Genomic DNA, 15,195 nt, shown 5'->3' on the forward strand with positions numbered 1-15,195 from the left:
ACAGGCGCGGGCCCAGGATGGTGCGATTCTGACGCCGTCGGGCGAGGCGGATCTGTCCGCGACTTGCTGTCTCCCCGTCGCTCGCAGCAGACTGAAGACCCGGGTTGCGGCTGCTTCGTCTGCCCGGTAGCTAAGGAACCCATCATGACTGAACCGAACGACGCCCGCGTCGGCCTCTACATCGACTTCGACAACATCGTCATCTCGCGCTATCAGCAACTGCACGGGCGCAATGCGTTCCAGCGTGATGGCATCCGTAATTTCGACCGGTCGATCGCGGATGCCGACCCCGTCATCGCAGCTCGGCTGAACGCCGCGACCGTCGACTTCAACGCCATCATCGACTTCGCCGCGTCATTCGGCACGCTGGTCGTCAACCGCGCGTACGCCGACTGGTCAGTGCCCGTGAATGCCAGCTACCAGCGCCAACTCATGTCGCGCGCCGTCGACCTCACCCAGCTGTTCACTACGACCACACGGGGGACGAAGAACGGTGCAGACATCCGTCTGGCCGTCGACGTGGTCGAGGACCTCTTCCGGTTGCCGGACCTCACCCACGTCATCATCATCGCCGGCGACTCGGACTACATCGCCCTGGCCCAGAAGTCGAAGCGGCTCGGCCGCTTCGTCGTGGGCATCGGCGTCGCCGGCTCGACCAGCACCTCCCTCGCGGCGGCGTGTGATGAGTTCGAGGACTATGACTCCCTGCCCGGAATTGCCAAGGTCACCCCCAGTGCGCCTGCGGTCGCGGCGACTGTGGACAAACACCCGTCGGGCCGGAAGGCCGCCGCGCCCGCAGTCGCGGATGCGCAACCCGAACCGACCCCCATGCCAGCCCGCAATCTGACGATGGTTCCGATGTTCTCGCACACCGAGGAGTCGCCATTCGACGAGCCGGAACCGGCCGATGACATCGACCCGCAGACCATCGCGACCGAGCTCCTGGTGCGCGCCCTACAGATCGGTCATGCCAAGGGCGACGACGACGAGTGGCTGAACACCGGGTCGGTCAAGAACCAGATGCGCCGGATGGATCCCTCATTCAACGAGAAGCCGCTCGGCTTCCGTTCATTCACCGATTTTCTCTCCTCGCGCAGTGGCGTGGCCGAGCTGCAGGAGGACGGCCCCCATCGGCTCATCCGGCTGCGCCCCGAGGCGAACGTCGTACGCTGAGTCCCGATCAGGCGCTCATCTGGACCAGCGCGTCGTAGACCACGTCGACCGGTCAGACGATCGCCTGCAGCAGCCCGAGGATGATGCCCCGAGGGAGCCGTCTGAGATGGAGACGAAATAGGTGACGGCTCCGACGTGAGCCAGCACGGAGAAGATTCCCCACGGACCGTCTCGCACGATGACGCGAGCACGACTGTCGGTCGCCGGGTCGATCCTCCGTCCGAGCGTTCCTGTCGACTCGCCGCGTGTCGGGCTCCGGTCGGTTTCGTGCTGCTCGTGTCGGCGTCGAGATGGCCGCCGCGCTGAACGCCCATCTGCTGCGACGACTCGACCAACGCCTGGCGAGCAGCGCTCTTCCGGTGGTCTCCGGGCGGGCGTAAAGTCACGGCATGTCAGCTCACCCTGAGGACTATCGCCCAGCCCTGGAACGGGCAAAAGTGCATGCGCTGGAGTGGCTTGCCTCCCTTCCCACCCGCCCGGTCGGGCCGAAGGCCGACGCCGACACCCTGGCCGCGGGCTTCGCGGCGCCTCTGCCGATTCAGCCGACGGACCCGGCAGTCGTGATCGATGAGCTGGCCCGGCTGGCCGAGCCAGGGCTGATGGCCATGCCCTCGGGCCGCTTCTTCGGCTGGGTGATCGGCGGCACGCTTCCGGCGGCCCTGGCCGCCGACTGGCTGGTCAGCGCCTGGGACCAGAACGCCGGGATGCGCTTCGCGACGCCGGCCACCGCGGCAGCCGAGGAGGCCGCGGGTGGCTGGATCCTTGACCTGCTCGGCTTGCCGACGGGCGCCGACGTGGGGTTCACCACCGGGGCCACCATGGCCAACTTCGTGGGGCTGGCCGCCGGCAGGGACCACGTTCTCGGTCAGGTGGGCTGGGACGTCGCAGGCAGGGGACTGTCCGGGTCGCCGCGCGTTTCCGTTCTGGTCGGCGATGAACGCCACGCCGTGATCGACCTCGCCCTGCGCTACCTGGGTCTCGGTGCCCCTGTCGTGGTGGCGGCCGACGACCAGGGCCGGATGCGCCCCGACGCCCTGGCGGCCGCGCTCGCCGCGTGCACGGGTCCCACGATCGTCTGCCTGCAGGTGGGTAACCTGCACTCCGGCGCCTTCGATCCGGTGGGCGAACTCACCGACCTCGCCCACCGGCACGGCGCCTGGGTTCACGTCGACGGTGCCTTCGGCCTGTGGGCGGCCGCGAGTCCGCGCTACCGCGAACAACTGGCGGGCCTCGGCGCCGCGGATTCCTGGGCCACCGACGCGCACAAGACCCTCAACGTTCCCTACGACTGCGGCATGGCCATCGTGTCCCGGCCCGCCGAGGTGCGGTCCTCCTTCGGAGTGCACACAAGCTACCTGATGGCAGCCGACGGCGGTCCCGGCGACCCCTTCGAGAAGGTGCCCGAGCTGTCCCGCCGGGCGCGCGGCGTTCCGGTTTGGGCTGCGCTACGCTCCCTGGGCCGGTCGGGCACCGTGGCCCTGGTGGAGCGGCTGGTCGATCAGGCCCGGGCCATTTCCGAGGGGCTGGCGCTCATCCCCGGTGCCGAGGTACGGAACGACGTGGTCTTCACGCAGGTCTGCGTCAGCTTCGGAGACGACGCGCGCACCCGCCGGGTGACCGAAGCGCTGCTGGCAGAGGGAACCGCCTGGATGTCGGGTTCCCGCTGGCAGGGCCGCGACGTGTTGCGGGTGTCGGTGAGCAACTGGTCGACGGATACGAATGACGTGGCCCTCGCCGTCGCGGCCGTGGAGCGCGCCGCGGCTACGGTCCCGCGCGACCGTCCGACGGAAAATGCAGACCAGGGAATATACCGGGTTTGAGGACCGGCTCCGATTCTGAATCCACGCCCGATCAGTGCCCGCCGGGCGGCGATGCGTCCGGTGAGCGTGGCCATTGACGCCGGGCCGTGAAGAGCGGATCGAGACGACAGTCGTAGGATCGAAGGCAACAAGGATTGCCACAGGTTGCCGGTTGCGCCGGATTTCTCGGCAACTGGAGGAATATACAGTGCTCTCTCAACCACGGGTCGTCATCGTCGGCGGCGGAATCAGCGGATTGGCGACAGCACACTACCTGCATCGCCGGCTCGGCGACGGGGTGCACCTCACCCTCGTCGAGGACGGTGCCCGGCTGGGCGGCAAGATCTCCAGTGTGCAGTTCGGCGGGCATGTCATCGACGTCGGTCCGGATGCGCTGATGGTCAGGGCGCCCGTGGCGGCAGCACTCATCGAGGACCTCGGGCTCGCCGACCTCGTCGTCGCCCCTGCCGGTTCCGGCGCGCGGATCTGGTCGCGCGGGCGCCTGCGTCGCCTTCCCTCCGGCACCCTTTTCGGCATCCCCGACCGTCTGCTGCCGCTGATGAGGTCCCGGTTGCTGTCGCCGCTCGGTCTCGCCCGCGCGGCCCTGGACCTGGTGAAGGCCGCGCCGGCCGCACTGCCCGACGACCCCACGATCGCCGAACTTGTGCGGCCGCGCATGGGCGCGCAGGTGTTCGACCGCCTGGTCGATCCGCTGCTCGGCGGTGTGCACGCCGGCCGGGCCGACGAGCTCAGCGCCCGCAGCACCGCGCCCGACATAGAGGCCCTCGCCCGCGACAATCGCAGCCTCTACCTCGGATTGCGCCGACGGCGCAGGAATGCCCCGGCCAAGCCCGGCGGTGCCGGCGGCGCGGCCCTCATCACGCTCCGAGGCGGCCTGGCCCGGTTGATCGACGCACTGGCCGCCCGCGTCGCAGGAGACGACGTGCGCGTCGGCACGGCCGTCGTCTCCGTGTCGCGTGTCGTCGGAGGCTACGCGGTGGCACTGAGCGATGGCACGGTCCTCGAGGCCGACGCTGTCGTTCTGGCAACCCCCGCATCCGTCACGGCGGGTATCGTGCGCGAGGAGGCTCCCGACCTGGCGACAGCGCTGGCCGGCATCCCCTACGTCGACGTCGCTACGATCTGCCTGGCCTATCCGCGCTCCGCCTTCGCGCATGACCTCTCGGGCACCGGGTTCCTGGTGCCGCCCGAGGAAGGCAAACTCATCGTTGGATGCACGTGGTCCAGCGCCAAGTGGCCGCACCTCGCCGATGACGCCACCGTGCTCATCCGGTGCATGGTGGGGCGGCGCCGCGATCAGCGCTGGCTGGACCTCGATGAGGACACGCTGGTCAGCCAGGTGCACGCCGAGCTCGTCGAAGCCATGGGGCTGACCGGTCGGCCCACCGAGCAGCACATCGAACGCTGGCTGCAGGGGATGCCGCAGTACATCGTGGGGCATCAGGCCCGGCTCGTCGCTGCCGAGGAGGCCCTCGGCGGGCTGCCGGGGATCTACTTGACCGGTTCCGCCTACCGCGGGGTCGGGCTGGCCAGCTGCGTGGCCGATGCCGAGCGCACCGCCGACAGGCTCGTGCAGCGTCTCACCGATTCGAGCCCCGTGAGCGAGGTGCTCGCATGAGCGACCTCAGTATCCCGCTCGGGCACACGGGCGTGCTGCCCACCCTGCCGGCGGCGCGCCGCGGGCCCGGACCGGACTTCGCGAAGCGGCCCATGCTCGTCTTCTGGGAAACCACTCGCGCCTGCGCGCTCGCCTGCAAGCACTGTCGGGCCAGCGCGACCATGGCCGCTCTGCCCGGTGAACTCACCACGGCCCAGGGCAAAGACCTGATCGACCAGGTGGCCGGATTCGGCCGGCCGTACCCGATCCTGGTGCTCACCGGTGGAGACTGCCTGATGCGGCCGGACCTGTTCGAGCTCGTCGACTACGCCACCGGCCTGGGTCTTCCGACTGCCCTCTCGCCGTCGGTCACGCCGACCCTCACCCCGCAGATGATCGAACGGATCGTCGCGAGCGGGGTCAAGGCGGTGTCGATCAGCCTCGACGGGGCCGTGGCCGCGACCCACGAGGGTGTGCGCGGCATTCCCGGGCACTTCGACGACACCGTGCGCGCGATCCGCGCCCTGGCCGAAGCCGGACTCACCGTGCAGGTCAACACGACCGTCATGCGCGCCAACGTCGCGGAGCTCGCGGATGTCGCCGCCCTGATCAAGAACGCGGGCGCCGCCATCTGGGAGGTCTTCTTTCTCGTGCAGGTCGGCCGCGGAGTCTCGACCGAGGCCGTCAGCCCCGCCGAGCACGAGGACATCTGCCACTTCCTCTTCGACGCGTCCCAGCACGGCTTCATCGTGCGCACGGTCGAGGCGCCCTTCTTCCGCCGGGTCGTGGCCCGGCGCCGGGCCGGTGACCCTGCCCCGACCAGCGAGCCGTACCGCGAGCTGAGCGCGCGGCTGGAGACCCTGATGGGTGCGCCGGCGGGGATGCCGCGGGCCCAGACCGCCTCAACCCGCGACGGCAAGGGCATTGTCTTCGTTGCCTACGACGGCGAGGTCTACCCGGCCGGGTTCCTGCCGCTCGGGTTGGGCAACGTGGGTACCACCCCGCTGGCCGAGATCTACCGCGACAATCCGTTGCTGAAGCAGATCCGGGCCACCGAGTTCAGCGGTCGCTGCGGCAGCTGCGAGTACTCCGACCTGTGCGGCGGTTCCCGGGCACGCGCGTTCGCGTCCAGCGGCGACCCGCTGGGTGAGGACCCTGCTTGCCCGTTCCAGCCCGGAGCGACAGCGGCGCCCACCCTCGTCGAGGTCTGACCGTGGCCGGGCCCGGTTTCGGGGTGGAGGCGCGCGGGGTGGAGGCGCGCGGGATGGAGGCGCGCGGGATGGAGGCGCGCGGGTACGACGCGGTGCTCCTGCTCGGCTTCGGTGGACCCGAGGGCCAGGACGATGTCATCCCGTTCCTCCGGAACGTCACCCGAGGTCGCGGCGTGCCGGAGTCCCGCCTTGAAACCGTGGCCACGCACTACCGCGCATCTGGCGGGGTGAGCCCGGTCAACGCGCAGAACCGCGCCCTTCGCGACGCGCTGCAGGCCGAGCTGGCCGGCCGGGGCACCGTCGTGCCGGTGTACTGGGGGAACCGCAACTGGGCGCCGTACCTGGGAGACGTCGTGGCCGAGGCCGTCGCGGCCGGCCACTCCCGGCTGCTCGCCCTCACGACCAGCGCGTACAGCTCCTACTCGAGCTGCCGACAGTACCGGGACGACCTGGCCGAGGCGCGGGGCGCCACCTTGCCCGGGGACGCCGTGTGCATCGATGCGGTGCGCCCCTATTTCGACCATCCCGGCTTCGTGACGCCCTTCGTGCTGGGAGTGCGGTCGGCCCTCGCCGAATTCGAGCGGCAAGGCCTGGCCGCCGCCGAGCTGCACGTGCTCTTCACGACGCACTCCATACCTCAGGCGGATGCCGAGCGCAGTGGGCCCCGCGAACGCTCCTTCGGTGCGGGCGGAGCCTACGAGGCCCAGCACCGCGCCGTCGCCGAGGTGGTGATGGCCGCGGTTGCCGCCGCACAGGCCCGTGGCTCGGCAGCCGTCGTTGCAGAAGGCGGCAGGGAGGGTGTCGCTGTGACGGCCGGCGCTGCACCGGCCTGGTCGCTGGTCTTCCAGTCGCGGTCCGGCCCGCCCGGCATGCCCTGGCTCAAACCCGACGTCAACGACGCCATCACCGTTCTCGCCGAAGCCGGCACGCGGGCTGTCGTGGTGGTGCCGATCGGCTTCATCTCCGACCATATGGAGGTCACCTGGGACCTCGACACCGAGGCGGCAGCCACCGCCGCCGCGCACGATATGGAATTCACCCGGGTGTCGACTCCGGGCCTGCACCCGGTCTTCGTCGCGGGGCTCGTCGACCTGTTGCTCGAGCGACTGACACCGGCCGTGCCGGCGGAACGCTGCGCGCTCACCGCGCTCGGACCGTGGCCGGATGCGTGCCCGGCGGGATGCTGCGAAAAGGGGCCGGCCCGAGGTGCGGAGCACCCGGCCGCATCCGTCGCCGGCGTCACGGGCGGGTGACGGTACGCTCGGCTGAGGGCTAGGCAGGGAGCAACCATGACCCACTCGTATCCGTTGTATGTGGCCATCCGGGCGCAGTGTTTCTGCTGTCAGTCGCTGCAGCCGTTCACCTTCACCTCGCCGACCGACCAGGTGGTCTGCGCGGCCTGCCTGCACCACCTGAGCGCCGAGAAGGCGGAGCGCCGCGACGCCGAGCACATCAGGCTCTGGGTCGGGCAGTATGCCGACCAGCAGGAGAACCACCGTCAGTTCGCCGAGAAGTCGGCGGTGGCTGATGCCGCGCAACAGTCGGTGATCGACGGGCTCGCCGCGCAGGTGGCCGAGCTGCGCAGCGTCGTGGCCGGAGAATCCGACCGCGCGAAGAGCGCCGGGGTGCGCGCACTCCTCGAGAGCGACCTGGTGCGGCGCGCGGAGCGCAAGACCGAGCTCGCGCACCGCCAGCTCGACTGGGCGATGGCTGTGCTCTGGCAGGTCGGGCAGCTGCACCATGCTGTCGAGGGCGCGCCGCTCGCCTGCGTCTGCGGGCGCAACACGGCAACCTGCGCGGAGGGGCGGGCTCTCGACCCGCAGCGCCAGGCCGTGCTGGACTGGGAGCGGAAGAACCTCGTGTTGCTGCGTGCCGCCTCCCGCCACGCCCTGCCCGACGACCACCCCGAGGTGCAGAAGCGCCGCGCCTGACCTGTCGGCTGCGCGTGACGGCGTCGAGACGACACCTGTGCGTGGTGCGAGCCGCCACCGACCTCTCCCACGTGTCGGTTCACCGGAGCGTCCGAGCCGGGCCTACTCTGAAGAAATGGAACCCCTGCTCAGCACCCTGCACATTGTCACCGGCGTCTTCATCGTCGGGCCGATGGCCATCATGCCGATGTCCGCCATGCGCTCCATGCGCGCCGGCGAGGCCGGTCAGGTGGCCTCGATCGCGAAATCGACCAATATCTTCACTCTGCTGTCCCTGTTGGTCGCGCTCCTCGGCTTCGGCGCGCTGGGCTTCCGGGACAACGTCTCCTTTGCCTCAACCTGGATCTGGCTGTCGATCGTGCTCTACGCGGCATCCGTCGCCGTCAGTCTGTTTGTGGTGATTCCGGCCATGAAGTCGGTCTCCGAGATCCTCGCCGAGCAGTCCGCCGGCGGCACCCGGGTCGCCGGTGTCAAGGTCGCCGGTTACTCGCGTGTGGCCATGGGCTCGGGCATCGCCTCGCTGCTCCTGGTCGTCGTGGTCGTGCTCATGGTGCTGAAGCCCCTCTAGCAGGTCACGGGCGGCCGCACCGACTGGACTCTGTTGATCGCAGGTGGAATGCCTTGCCGCAGCACTCGGAGGGCGACGAAGACCCGTTCCCCCGGACCGGCTACCTGAGGTCGTCGACCGAGACCAGGCCGTCGTGCCGGCGGCCGTCGAAGATGATCGACGGGATCTTCACGGTGTGGATGCTCTCCTCGACCAGCCGCGTGTTGGCGGCGATGATGTCGGCGACCTCGTCCGAGGCGGCGACGGATGCCACGGTGGCCACCTGTTCCGCGGTGAGACCGAACTCGGCAGACCAGTCCTGCAGCAGAGCGGTGGCGACATCCGGCTCGGCGCCGTTGATCACGCTCTGCCAGGACACGCCCTTGTCGTTGTCCTCGGTATAGATTCGGCGCAGGATCTCCCAGTCGACCGGCGTCTTCGCGCCCTCCCGTGGGTTCAGCCGCAGTGCCTCGAGATACTGGGTGACGAGCAGCGAGTTCTCGAACTTGTAGCCGTCGTCAGATGCGATCGGGTAGGCGATGTAGGTGAGGTTCATCCGATCGTCAAACCCGGACTCTTCGATGTTGTTGAACAGCTGCAGGCAGTAGGTGCAGCCGGGGTCGATGACCTCGAGGGCGGTTCCCCTCTGCGCGTCGAAGGTGCTGAGGTAGCTGGCGTTGGCCGGCAGGTACTCCTCGGCTTCCCAGTTCTGCATGCGGGAGGGGATAGCCGAGAACGTCTCGGCGAGGCTGGCGAAGTCGTTGCCGAACGCGCCGATCACGTCGCCGGACAGCAGCGAGTCGCCGAAGGTCGGCGTCTGGTCGGGGATCGAGCAGGCCTCGGCGCCCAGGCTGCATGACGCGGAATCCTGCTTGTTGCAGGTGCCGTAGACATAGAGGTTGACGCCGCTCTTGACGACGACGTAGGCGCTCCAGACGGTGGTGAGAATCACCAGCAGCGCGACCACCTCGAGGGCGACGGATGCCGGTCCGACGAGCTTCGGACTGCGCACCGCCAGCGGCGCCAGCAGGTGGTCTTTGATGTCCTGCTTGAAGGTGGTGTCGCAGGGGCGGAACGTGACGCGGCGGAGAGTGCAGTTCCAGGCCGTGCGGAGGTAACGGCGGTAGCGGGCCGACACGGCCGCCATGAAGATGAGAACGATGAATGCGGCGATGCAGAACACTTAGGAGAGGCCTTTCATCAGGCGCGCGAGGGCCTGGGTGGCCTGATCGATATCGGCCGTGGTCGAGTGCAGTCCGAGCGAGAAGCGCAGCAGCGGCGGTAGCCCGAGCTGGTCCTTCAGGTAATGGTGGGCGCAGAAATACCCGCTGCGCACCATGATCTGCGACTGGGACAGGAACACCGCGAGCCGGTGTGAATCCTGCTTCGGCGCGTAGAGGCTGATCACGGGGCTGGCCTCGGTGTTGAACAGGGTTAGACCGGGGATGTCGCTGAGCCCCTCGAAGAGGCGCTGCGAGAGGCCCTCAACGTGCTCGGCCGCGGGCCGGCTGCCCGGGCGCACCTGCCCCAGCCACTCGATCGCGCGCCCGAGGGCGATGATCTCGCCCCAGGCCTGCAGGCCGGGTTCGAGGAGGGCGCCCGGGTCGTTGGTCAGCAGATCGTAGGAGTCTTCGCGGACATCCGCGACCATGCCGCCGCCCACGAAGGTGAGGTCGAGGGAGCCGAGCAGCTCGTGGCTGGCGACGACCACACCGAGGCTGGCGCCGTACATCTTGTGGGCGGAGAAGCAGAGCGCGTCAGCCTCGGTTTTGGCCAGCAGTGCGCGCTCATGCGCGATGGCCTGGGCCGCATCGAGGATGACGATGCCGCCGCGGGCGTGGGTGTCGCGTACGAGGTCGGTGAGGTTGGTGAGCAGACGTCCGTCGATGTTCGAGGCCACGTTGACGACCACGACCGAGCGTTCGAGCTGGGCCGGCTGGTAGACCAGGGCGCCATCGGGGGCACGGTCGAGCACCAGGCGGGGCAGGCCGAGTCGGGTGGCGGCCGTCATAGTGGGCAGGAAGACCGAGTTGTGCTCGATATGGCTCGTGACCACCTGCGCGAACCGATCCCGCGGCAGCTGCTGCAGCAGCAGGTTGAGGCCGAAGGTCGTGTTGAGGGTGAAGGAGACTGCGTGACCCCGGCCGGAGAGGCCGAGCAGGTCGAGCACGGCCTTGCGCGTGTCCTGCACCTCGCGGTCGACTCGGGTTCCCCAGGCGTATTTCACGCGCCCGCCACAGGCGTTGTACGCCGTGTAGTACTCGGTCAGGGCGTCGAGGACTGGCTGCGGCCGGAGGCTCTGGCAGGCGGAGTCGAGGTAGACGGCTCCTGGGTCGAGGTAAGCGAAATCAGCGAGACGGCCGGTTTCGACCGCGACCGGCGGTGTGCGCCGGAACAACCCAGAGTGCTTCATGTCCTTCGATTCTTTCCGGCTCATTCTAGGCGAGCAGCCTGTTTGACCTGCCGCTGCTGGGAGCTGGCTGGGAGCGGGGAGGTAGTCGTGCGGGTGTAGTGGGCGGCGGTGCGCTTACCCTGCGCCGGGCGCGGGTCCGCCTCGGGCCTCGATCACGCCCATCATGCCGAGATCCTCGTGGTCGAGAATGTGGCAGTGGTACACCGTGCGGCCTGGAAAATCGTCGAAAGCGATGCGCACCCGAGCCGTTCCGCCGGCCGGCACGTTGACCACGTCCTGCCACTGGACAGCTTCCACGGCCCGGCCGTTCTGCTCAATCAGCTGCATCGGCCAGACGTGCAGGTGCAGCGGATGGTCCATCGGGCTCGAGTTCGACAGTAGCCATTCCTCGACGCTGCCGGTCTGCACCGTGGTGTCGGTTCGGTCGCCGTCGAAGGATTCGCCGTTGATGGTGAACCGCATGCCGCCACCGCCCATGCCCATGCCCATGGCAAAGGCCAGTTCCCGGCGTGCCGTCACGGCAGCGCCGCGCAGGTCGCGGGGCGCCGGCTGGCGGGGAAAAGCGGATGCCGCGGGCACCGGCTCACCGGACACGGTCACGGAGGCCAAGTCGAGCGTCGCAGTCGACGGGGAGGAGCCGCCCATCATGCCGCCCATGCCCGCGCTGCCCCGGTCGTAGGGCAGGGCGCGGAGTGTGGAATGGGTGGTGGTGGTCGTGCCGGTGGCGGCCGCGGTGACCAGCAGGTCGGCCCGATTGCCGGGCGCGAGCAGCACCTCCTCCACGTCGCGCGGGGTTTCGAACCGGCCGGAATCGAGGCCGAGCAGTTGCAGCCCCTGGCCGGCGAGGCTGAGCCGCAGGTACCGGGAGACGCAGGAGTTGACAATGCGCCAGCGCTCGCATTCGCCCGGGCGGATGCCGATGTCGGGCTTCAGCTGCCCGTTCACCAGCACGAGACGGCCCTCGCGGCCGCGCATCCGTTCGGCCTGGCCCACCGAGGCAACGCCAGCGGCGCCGCCCGGAGTGAAATCGGAGATCACCAGCACGCGCTCGCGGGCAACCGGCAGGGGCTCGGAGTCGTCGATCACGATGGCGCCATACAGGCCGCCGAAGATCTGGTCGGCGACGAGACCGTGGTGGTGCGGGTGGTACCAGAACAGGCCTGGCGGGTGGTCGGGAGGCAGCCGGTAGTCGTAGTCGAACGTGGCGCCGGGCTCGACCATGACGAAAGGGTTGTCGCCGTTGTCTGTGGGGGAGACATGCAGGCCGTGCACGTGCAGATTGGTGGCTTCGGCGAGCCCGTTGCGCAGACCCACCCGCACCCGGTCGCCGGGCTGCAGGCGCAGGGTCGGGCCGGGCAGCCCCTTGTTGTAGGCGAGGACCGTCACGGTTCGGCCGCCGATCACGGCCGGGCCGGGAGCGGCCTCCAACTGCACCTCAAGCAGCCCGTCGGTGCTCCGCAGCTCGGGCGGCTGGCGCAGCGGCTCACCGCCGACGTAACCGGAGAGTGGCGCGGGTGCTGCGTCAGGGCCGACGGATTGGTCGGGCTGGCGGCTCCAGAGCAATCCGGCCCCGCCGACGACGGTCCCGGCCACGCCCAGTCCGCCGAGAGTGAGTGCGGCCCGGCGGCTGAGCGGCTTCATGCCGGGCCCCCGCCAAGGACCGGGACCTGCTCGCGATACTGCACCTGGCTCAGCTCCCCGGTCGTGAAGCGCTCGTCGAGGATCTGGGGGGCCCGGCTGCGGGCGGGGGCTCCGGTGGCCGTGGCTCCAGAAATCCCCGTCATCGCACGGATGTCCCCGCGGCTGATTTTGAGCATCTGTCGCACCGCGCTAGGCCTGGGTCGCAACGAGCACGGTCCAGGTGAGGCCGAAGTCGTCGCTCGCGACGACCCCGCGCCGGTCGGCGGCGAGCAGCCAGGGCGCGCTGCCGCCCACGAAGCCGAGTGCCTCAGGGCTGCCCTCTGTCTGCCCTCCACGGGTCCAGATTTCGCCCTCGGCGTCCTGGTGCCAGACCACACCCTCAGGACCGATGCCGACGACGCCGCCGCCGGCCGCGGCATCCTGAACGTCGATCAGGTACAGCATCGGCGCACCGGGGACCGGCAGGAAGGTGCGCCCGGCGTCGTCGCTGCGAACGAGTCCGCTCTCGGTGGTGGCGAAGACCTGATCGGGGTTCGCCGGGTCGGCGGCGAGGTCGCGGAGCCCCACCGCGGCGCCGGACGACCAGGTGGCGCCGTCGTCGTCGCTGATGCTGACCGTGCCATCGGCGGCGTCGTAGCCGTAGACGCGCAGGACACCGGACGGCAGGGCCACCGCATCGAGGTCGTGGAAGTCGGTCGTGCCGGCGAGGGAGAGGTTAGACCAAGTGGTCGCCGCATCCGTGCTGCTGATCAGTCCCACATTCGGGGCCGACAGAGTGGACTCGTCGGCGCCTGGATGCCCGGAGGCCAGCAGCAGGCCCGGCGCAGCCACCGTGAAGCCCATGGCGTCGAAGGCGGGCCCGTCACTTGCCGAGGCCTGGGTTCTCCCGTCATTCGGCGCGCCGGCCAGGTAGCTGTCGGGGAGCAGGCCAGTAGGAATCTGCCACACGCCCTGATGGGTGCCGGCGTAGGTCGTCCCGGTGGACGGATCGGCGCCGAGCCCGTGGATGTGTTCGAAGGCCGCCGTATTGGTGGTGTTTTCACCGGTTGCCGAAGATTCCGGAGTGGGCGTGCAACCGGCCAGCGCGGCCGCGAGGCTGAGGGTGACCACTGCAATGCCACCGAGGCGGAAGGTGCTTCTGAGATTCGTCACGGAGCAGAACCTACGACGCGGCGAGGAGGTCGGTCATCACGGCGATCTCGGCGGACTGCGCGGCGACGATGGCGGCCGAGAGGGCCTGGGCGTCGGCGTTGCTGCCCTCGTCGATGTGCGTCTCTGCCATGGCAATGGCGCCCTCGTGGTGAGTGATCATCAGCTCGAGGAAGACCCGGTCGGCGTCGGCGCCCGAGGCGTCGGACAGCGTCATCATGTCGGCCTCGCTCATCATTCCGTCGGTGCCGTGGTTCATGTCTGCCATGCCGCCGGTGTCGGCGCCCCAAGCGGTCAGCCAGTCGGTCAGCTGGGTGATCTCGGGCTCCTGAGCGGCCTTGATCTCGGTGGCCAGAGCCACGACGCGCGGGTCGGTGTCGAGCTTGGCCAGCAGGTCTTCGCTCATCTGCACGGCCTGCTCGTGGTGCGGGATCATCATCTGGGCGAACTCGACATCTGCGGCGTTGGCGGCCGACGAAGTGGCGGTGGACTCACCGGTGTCGGACGTTGGGGCGTCGGCGGCCGGGGATGTGCTGCTGCAAGCGCTGAGGGTGAGCGCCGTGGTCAGCACGGCTGCGGCGATCAGCGAGGAGCGGAGGGTGCGGGTGGTTCTGAGCATTGGTGTTCCATTCGTCGACAAAAGGGTGAGAAACCGGGGCCGGGGTTCGGCGTTGCCGCGCAACTGGTCGGGTGCGCTGGCGAGGGTTTCGGCCTAAATGCGGCTGATGGAGAGCAGGGTGAGGCTGGGCCGATGCAGGTGCAGCGGGATCTCCCTGACGGAGCCGACGATGAAGCCGCCGGCCTCGAGCAGGCATCGGCAGGACGACGGGCGCCGGAACAGCAGAAGCAGGCCGCTCAGGACCATCAGCATGGAACAGGTCATGGAGAGGGCGGCCAGACCGGACATCACCTGGATGTCGGCGCTGCTCACGGCGGCGGCCAGGGCGACAACGGCCGCTCCGGCGGAGGAAGCGGCGTGCGCGGCTGCGGAATGTGAGCCGGCCGTCATCGCGGTTGGGGCCGAGATCGGGGCCGCGGTCCCTGTCGATGCTGAGGACAGACTGTGGCCCGGCCCATGTCCCAGACCGTGCCCGGCACCGGCGGAGTGCACCGCGAGCAGGCAGAGCAACATTGCGGCCATCGTGAGCGCCGCCAGAACGGCGGAGTGGAAGACCCGGCGGCCACCACGGAGCGAGATCGCATCGCGCGTGTGCAGCATGCCATCTCCGTCCGAACCGTGGTCTGGGCATCCTTGTGGCCGGTCGATCGCCTGGATGCCCTCTCAGGGTATACCCGAGCGGATCGGCGCCCGCTGGGAACGACCCGTCGTCTAGCCCCAGTCGAGGGCGAGCACCCACGACCCGTCGGTATCGCGCCGTAGGTCGTAGCGGTGTTGTTCCTCGTCGCCCCGCGAAGCGTCGAGGCGCCAGAGTTCGGTGTCGATGCGGGACGGGATGCCGCCGGCGTTCTCCCACCAGCGGGTGCGCGTGAAGATGGCCTGCGGCTGGCCGATGACGGTGTGTTCGAACCGGTTCCAGATGAACGCGCGCGGGTCGCCGTCGATGGACAGCTCCACGTCGACGACTGCGTCAACGATCTGAGGCATGCGTGGCTCCCTTGATTCTCTCGAACGTCTATTCGATTCTGCGAGTGTAGTTCATGCCCCTGACACGCGCCAGAATCGATCAGGAATTCGCCTGAGGTCTCCCCCCG

At 69.3% G+C, this 15,195-nt stretch carries 15 protein-coding genes; 7 read left to right on the forward strand and 8 right to left on the reverse strand.

What is annotated here, in order from left to right:
- Nucleotides 1-144: 144 nt before the first annotated feature.
- The 7 genes from E3O65_RS13575 to E3O65_RS13605 all read left to right on the forward strand — a co-directional run bounded on the left by E3O65_RS13575 (nucleotide 145) and on the right by E3O65_RS13605 (nucleotide 8,300).
- Nucleotides 145-1,173, forward strand: coding sequence for an NYN domain-containing protein (locus tag E3O65_RS13575; protein ID WP_134364273.1), 1,029 nt, complete (start codon nucleotides 145-147; stop codon nucleotides 1,171-1,173).
- A 389-nt stretch (nucleotides 1,174-1,562) separates the two neighbouring features.
- Nucleotides 1,563-2,993, forward strand: a complete 1,431-nt coding sequence (locus E3O65_RS13580; protein WP_134364274.1) for a pyridoxal phosphate-dependent decarboxylase family protein — start codon at nucleotides 1,563-1,565, stop codon at nucleotides 2,991-2,993.
- Nucleotides 2,994-3,180: 187 nt separating this feature from the next.
- Nucleotides 3,181-4,611: a protoporphyrinogen oxidase gene (hemG, locus tag E3O65_RS13585; RefSeq protein ID WP_166785758.1), complete on the forward strand. Its 1,431-nt coding sequence runs from the start codon at nucleotides 3,181-3,183 to the stop codon at nucleotides 4,609-4,611.
- Nucleotides 4,608-5,801 carry a TIGR04053 family radical SAM/SPASM domain-containing protein gene (locus E3O65_RS13590; RefSeq protein WP_134364276.1) on the forward strand — a complete coding sequence of 398 codons (1,194 nt, stop codon included), beginning with the start codon at nucleotides 4,608-4,610 and terminating at the stop codon, nucleotides 5,799-5,801. The genes hemG and E3O65_RS13590 overlap by 4 nt, the downstream gene beginning before the upstream one ends.
- 53 nt (nucleotides 5,802-5,854) lie before the next feature.
- Nucleotides 5,855-7,054 carry a ferrochelatase gene (locus E3O65_RS13595; RefSeq protein ID WP_134364395.1) on the forward strand — a complete coding sequence of 400 codons (1,200 nt, stop codon included), beginning with the start codon at nucleotides 5,855-5,857 and terminating at the stop codon, nucleotides 7,052-7,054.
- Between the two features lie 36 nt (nucleotides 7,055-7,090).
- Complete coding sequence (locus E3O65_RS13600; RefSeq protein WP_134364277.1) at nucleotides 7,091-7,732, forward strand: hypothetical protein; 642 nt, start codon at nucleotides 7,091-7,093, stop codon at nucleotides 7,730-7,732.
- A 115-nt stretch (nucleotides 7,733-7,847) separates the two neighbouring features.
- Nucleotides 7,848-8,300 (forward strand): DUF2269 family protein, encoded by a 453-nt coding sequence (locus tag E3O65_RS13605; protein ID WP_134364278.1) that lies wholly within the window; start codon nucleotides 7,848-7,850, stop codon nucleotides 8,298-8,300.
- A 100-nt stretch (nucleotides 8,301-8,400) separates the two neighbouring features.
- Here the strand turns inward: E3O65_RS13605 and E3O65_RS13610 are convergent, their stop codons facing one another.
- The 8 genes from E3O65_RS13610 to E3O65_RS13645 all read right to left on the reverse strand — a co-directional run bounded on the left by E3O65_RS13610 (nucleotide 8,401) and on the right by E3O65_RS13645 (nucleotide 15,088).
- Entirely contained in the window at nucleotides 8,401-9,462 is a 1,062-nt protein-coding gene (locus E3O65_RS13610) for a DsbA family protein (protein ID WP_134364279.1), read from the reverse strand.
- Nucleotides 9,463-10,692 (reverse strand): aminotransferase class V-fold PLP-dependent enzyme, encoded by a 1,230-nt coding sequence (locus tag E3O65_RS13615; RefSeq protein ID WP_166785759.1) that lies wholly within the window; start codon nucleotides 10,690-10,692, stop codon nucleotides 9,463-9,465.
- Nucleotides 10,693-10,806: 114 nt separating this feature from the next.
- A complete protein-coding gene (locus tag E3O65_RS13620; RefSeq protein ID WP_134364281.1) occupies nucleotides 10,807-12,333 on the reverse strand; it encodes a multicopper oxidase family protein in 1,527 nt (508 codons plus the stop codon).
- Nucleotides 12,330-12,509, reverse strand: a complete 180-nt coding sequence (locus E3O65_RS17260; RefSeq protein ID WP_241985769.1) for an SHOCT domain-containing protein — start codon at nucleotides 12,507-12,509, stop codon at nucleotides 12,330-12,332. The genes E3O65_RS13620 and E3O65_RS17260 overlap by 4 nt, the downstream gene beginning before the upstream one ends.
- Nucleotides 12,510-12,522: 13 nt before the next feature.
- Nucleotides 12,523-13,485, reverse strand: coding sequence for a F510_1955 family glycosylhydrolase (locus tag E3O65_RS13630; protein ID WP_134364282.1), 963 nt, complete (start codon nucleotides 13,483-13,485; stop codon nucleotides 12,523-12,525).
- Between the two features lie 10 nt (nucleotides 13,486-13,495).
- A complete protein-coding gene (locus E3O65_RS13635) occupies nucleotides 13,496-14,101 on the reverse strand; it encodes a DUF305 domain-containing protein (protein ID WP_134364283.1) in 606 nt (201 codons plus the stop codon).
- Between the two features lie 93 nt (nucleotides 14,102-14,194).
- Nucleotides 14,195-14,701 (reverse strand): hypothetical protein, encoded by a 507-nt coding sequence (locus tag E3O65_RS13640; protein ID WP_134364284.1) that lies wholly within the window; start codon nucleotides 14,699-14,701, stop codon nucleotides 14,195-14,197.
- A 111-nt stretch (nucleotides 14,702-14,812) separates the two neighbouring features.
- Nucleotides 14,813-15,088 carry a hypothetical protein gene (locus E3O65_RS13645; RefSeq protein WP_134364285.1) on the reverse strand — a complete coding sequence of 92 codons (276 nt, stop codon included), beginning with the start codon at nucleotides 15,086-15,088 and terminating at the stop codon, nucleotides 14,813-14,815.
- Nucleotides 15,089-15,195 lie beyond the last annotated feature (107 nt).

Origin of the sequence: Cryobacterium breve (assembly GCF_004402375.1) — a bacterium.
Classification (GTDB): domain Bacteria; phylum Actinomycetota; class Actinomycetes; order Actinomycetales; family Microbacteriaceae; genus Cryobacterium; species Cryobacterium breve.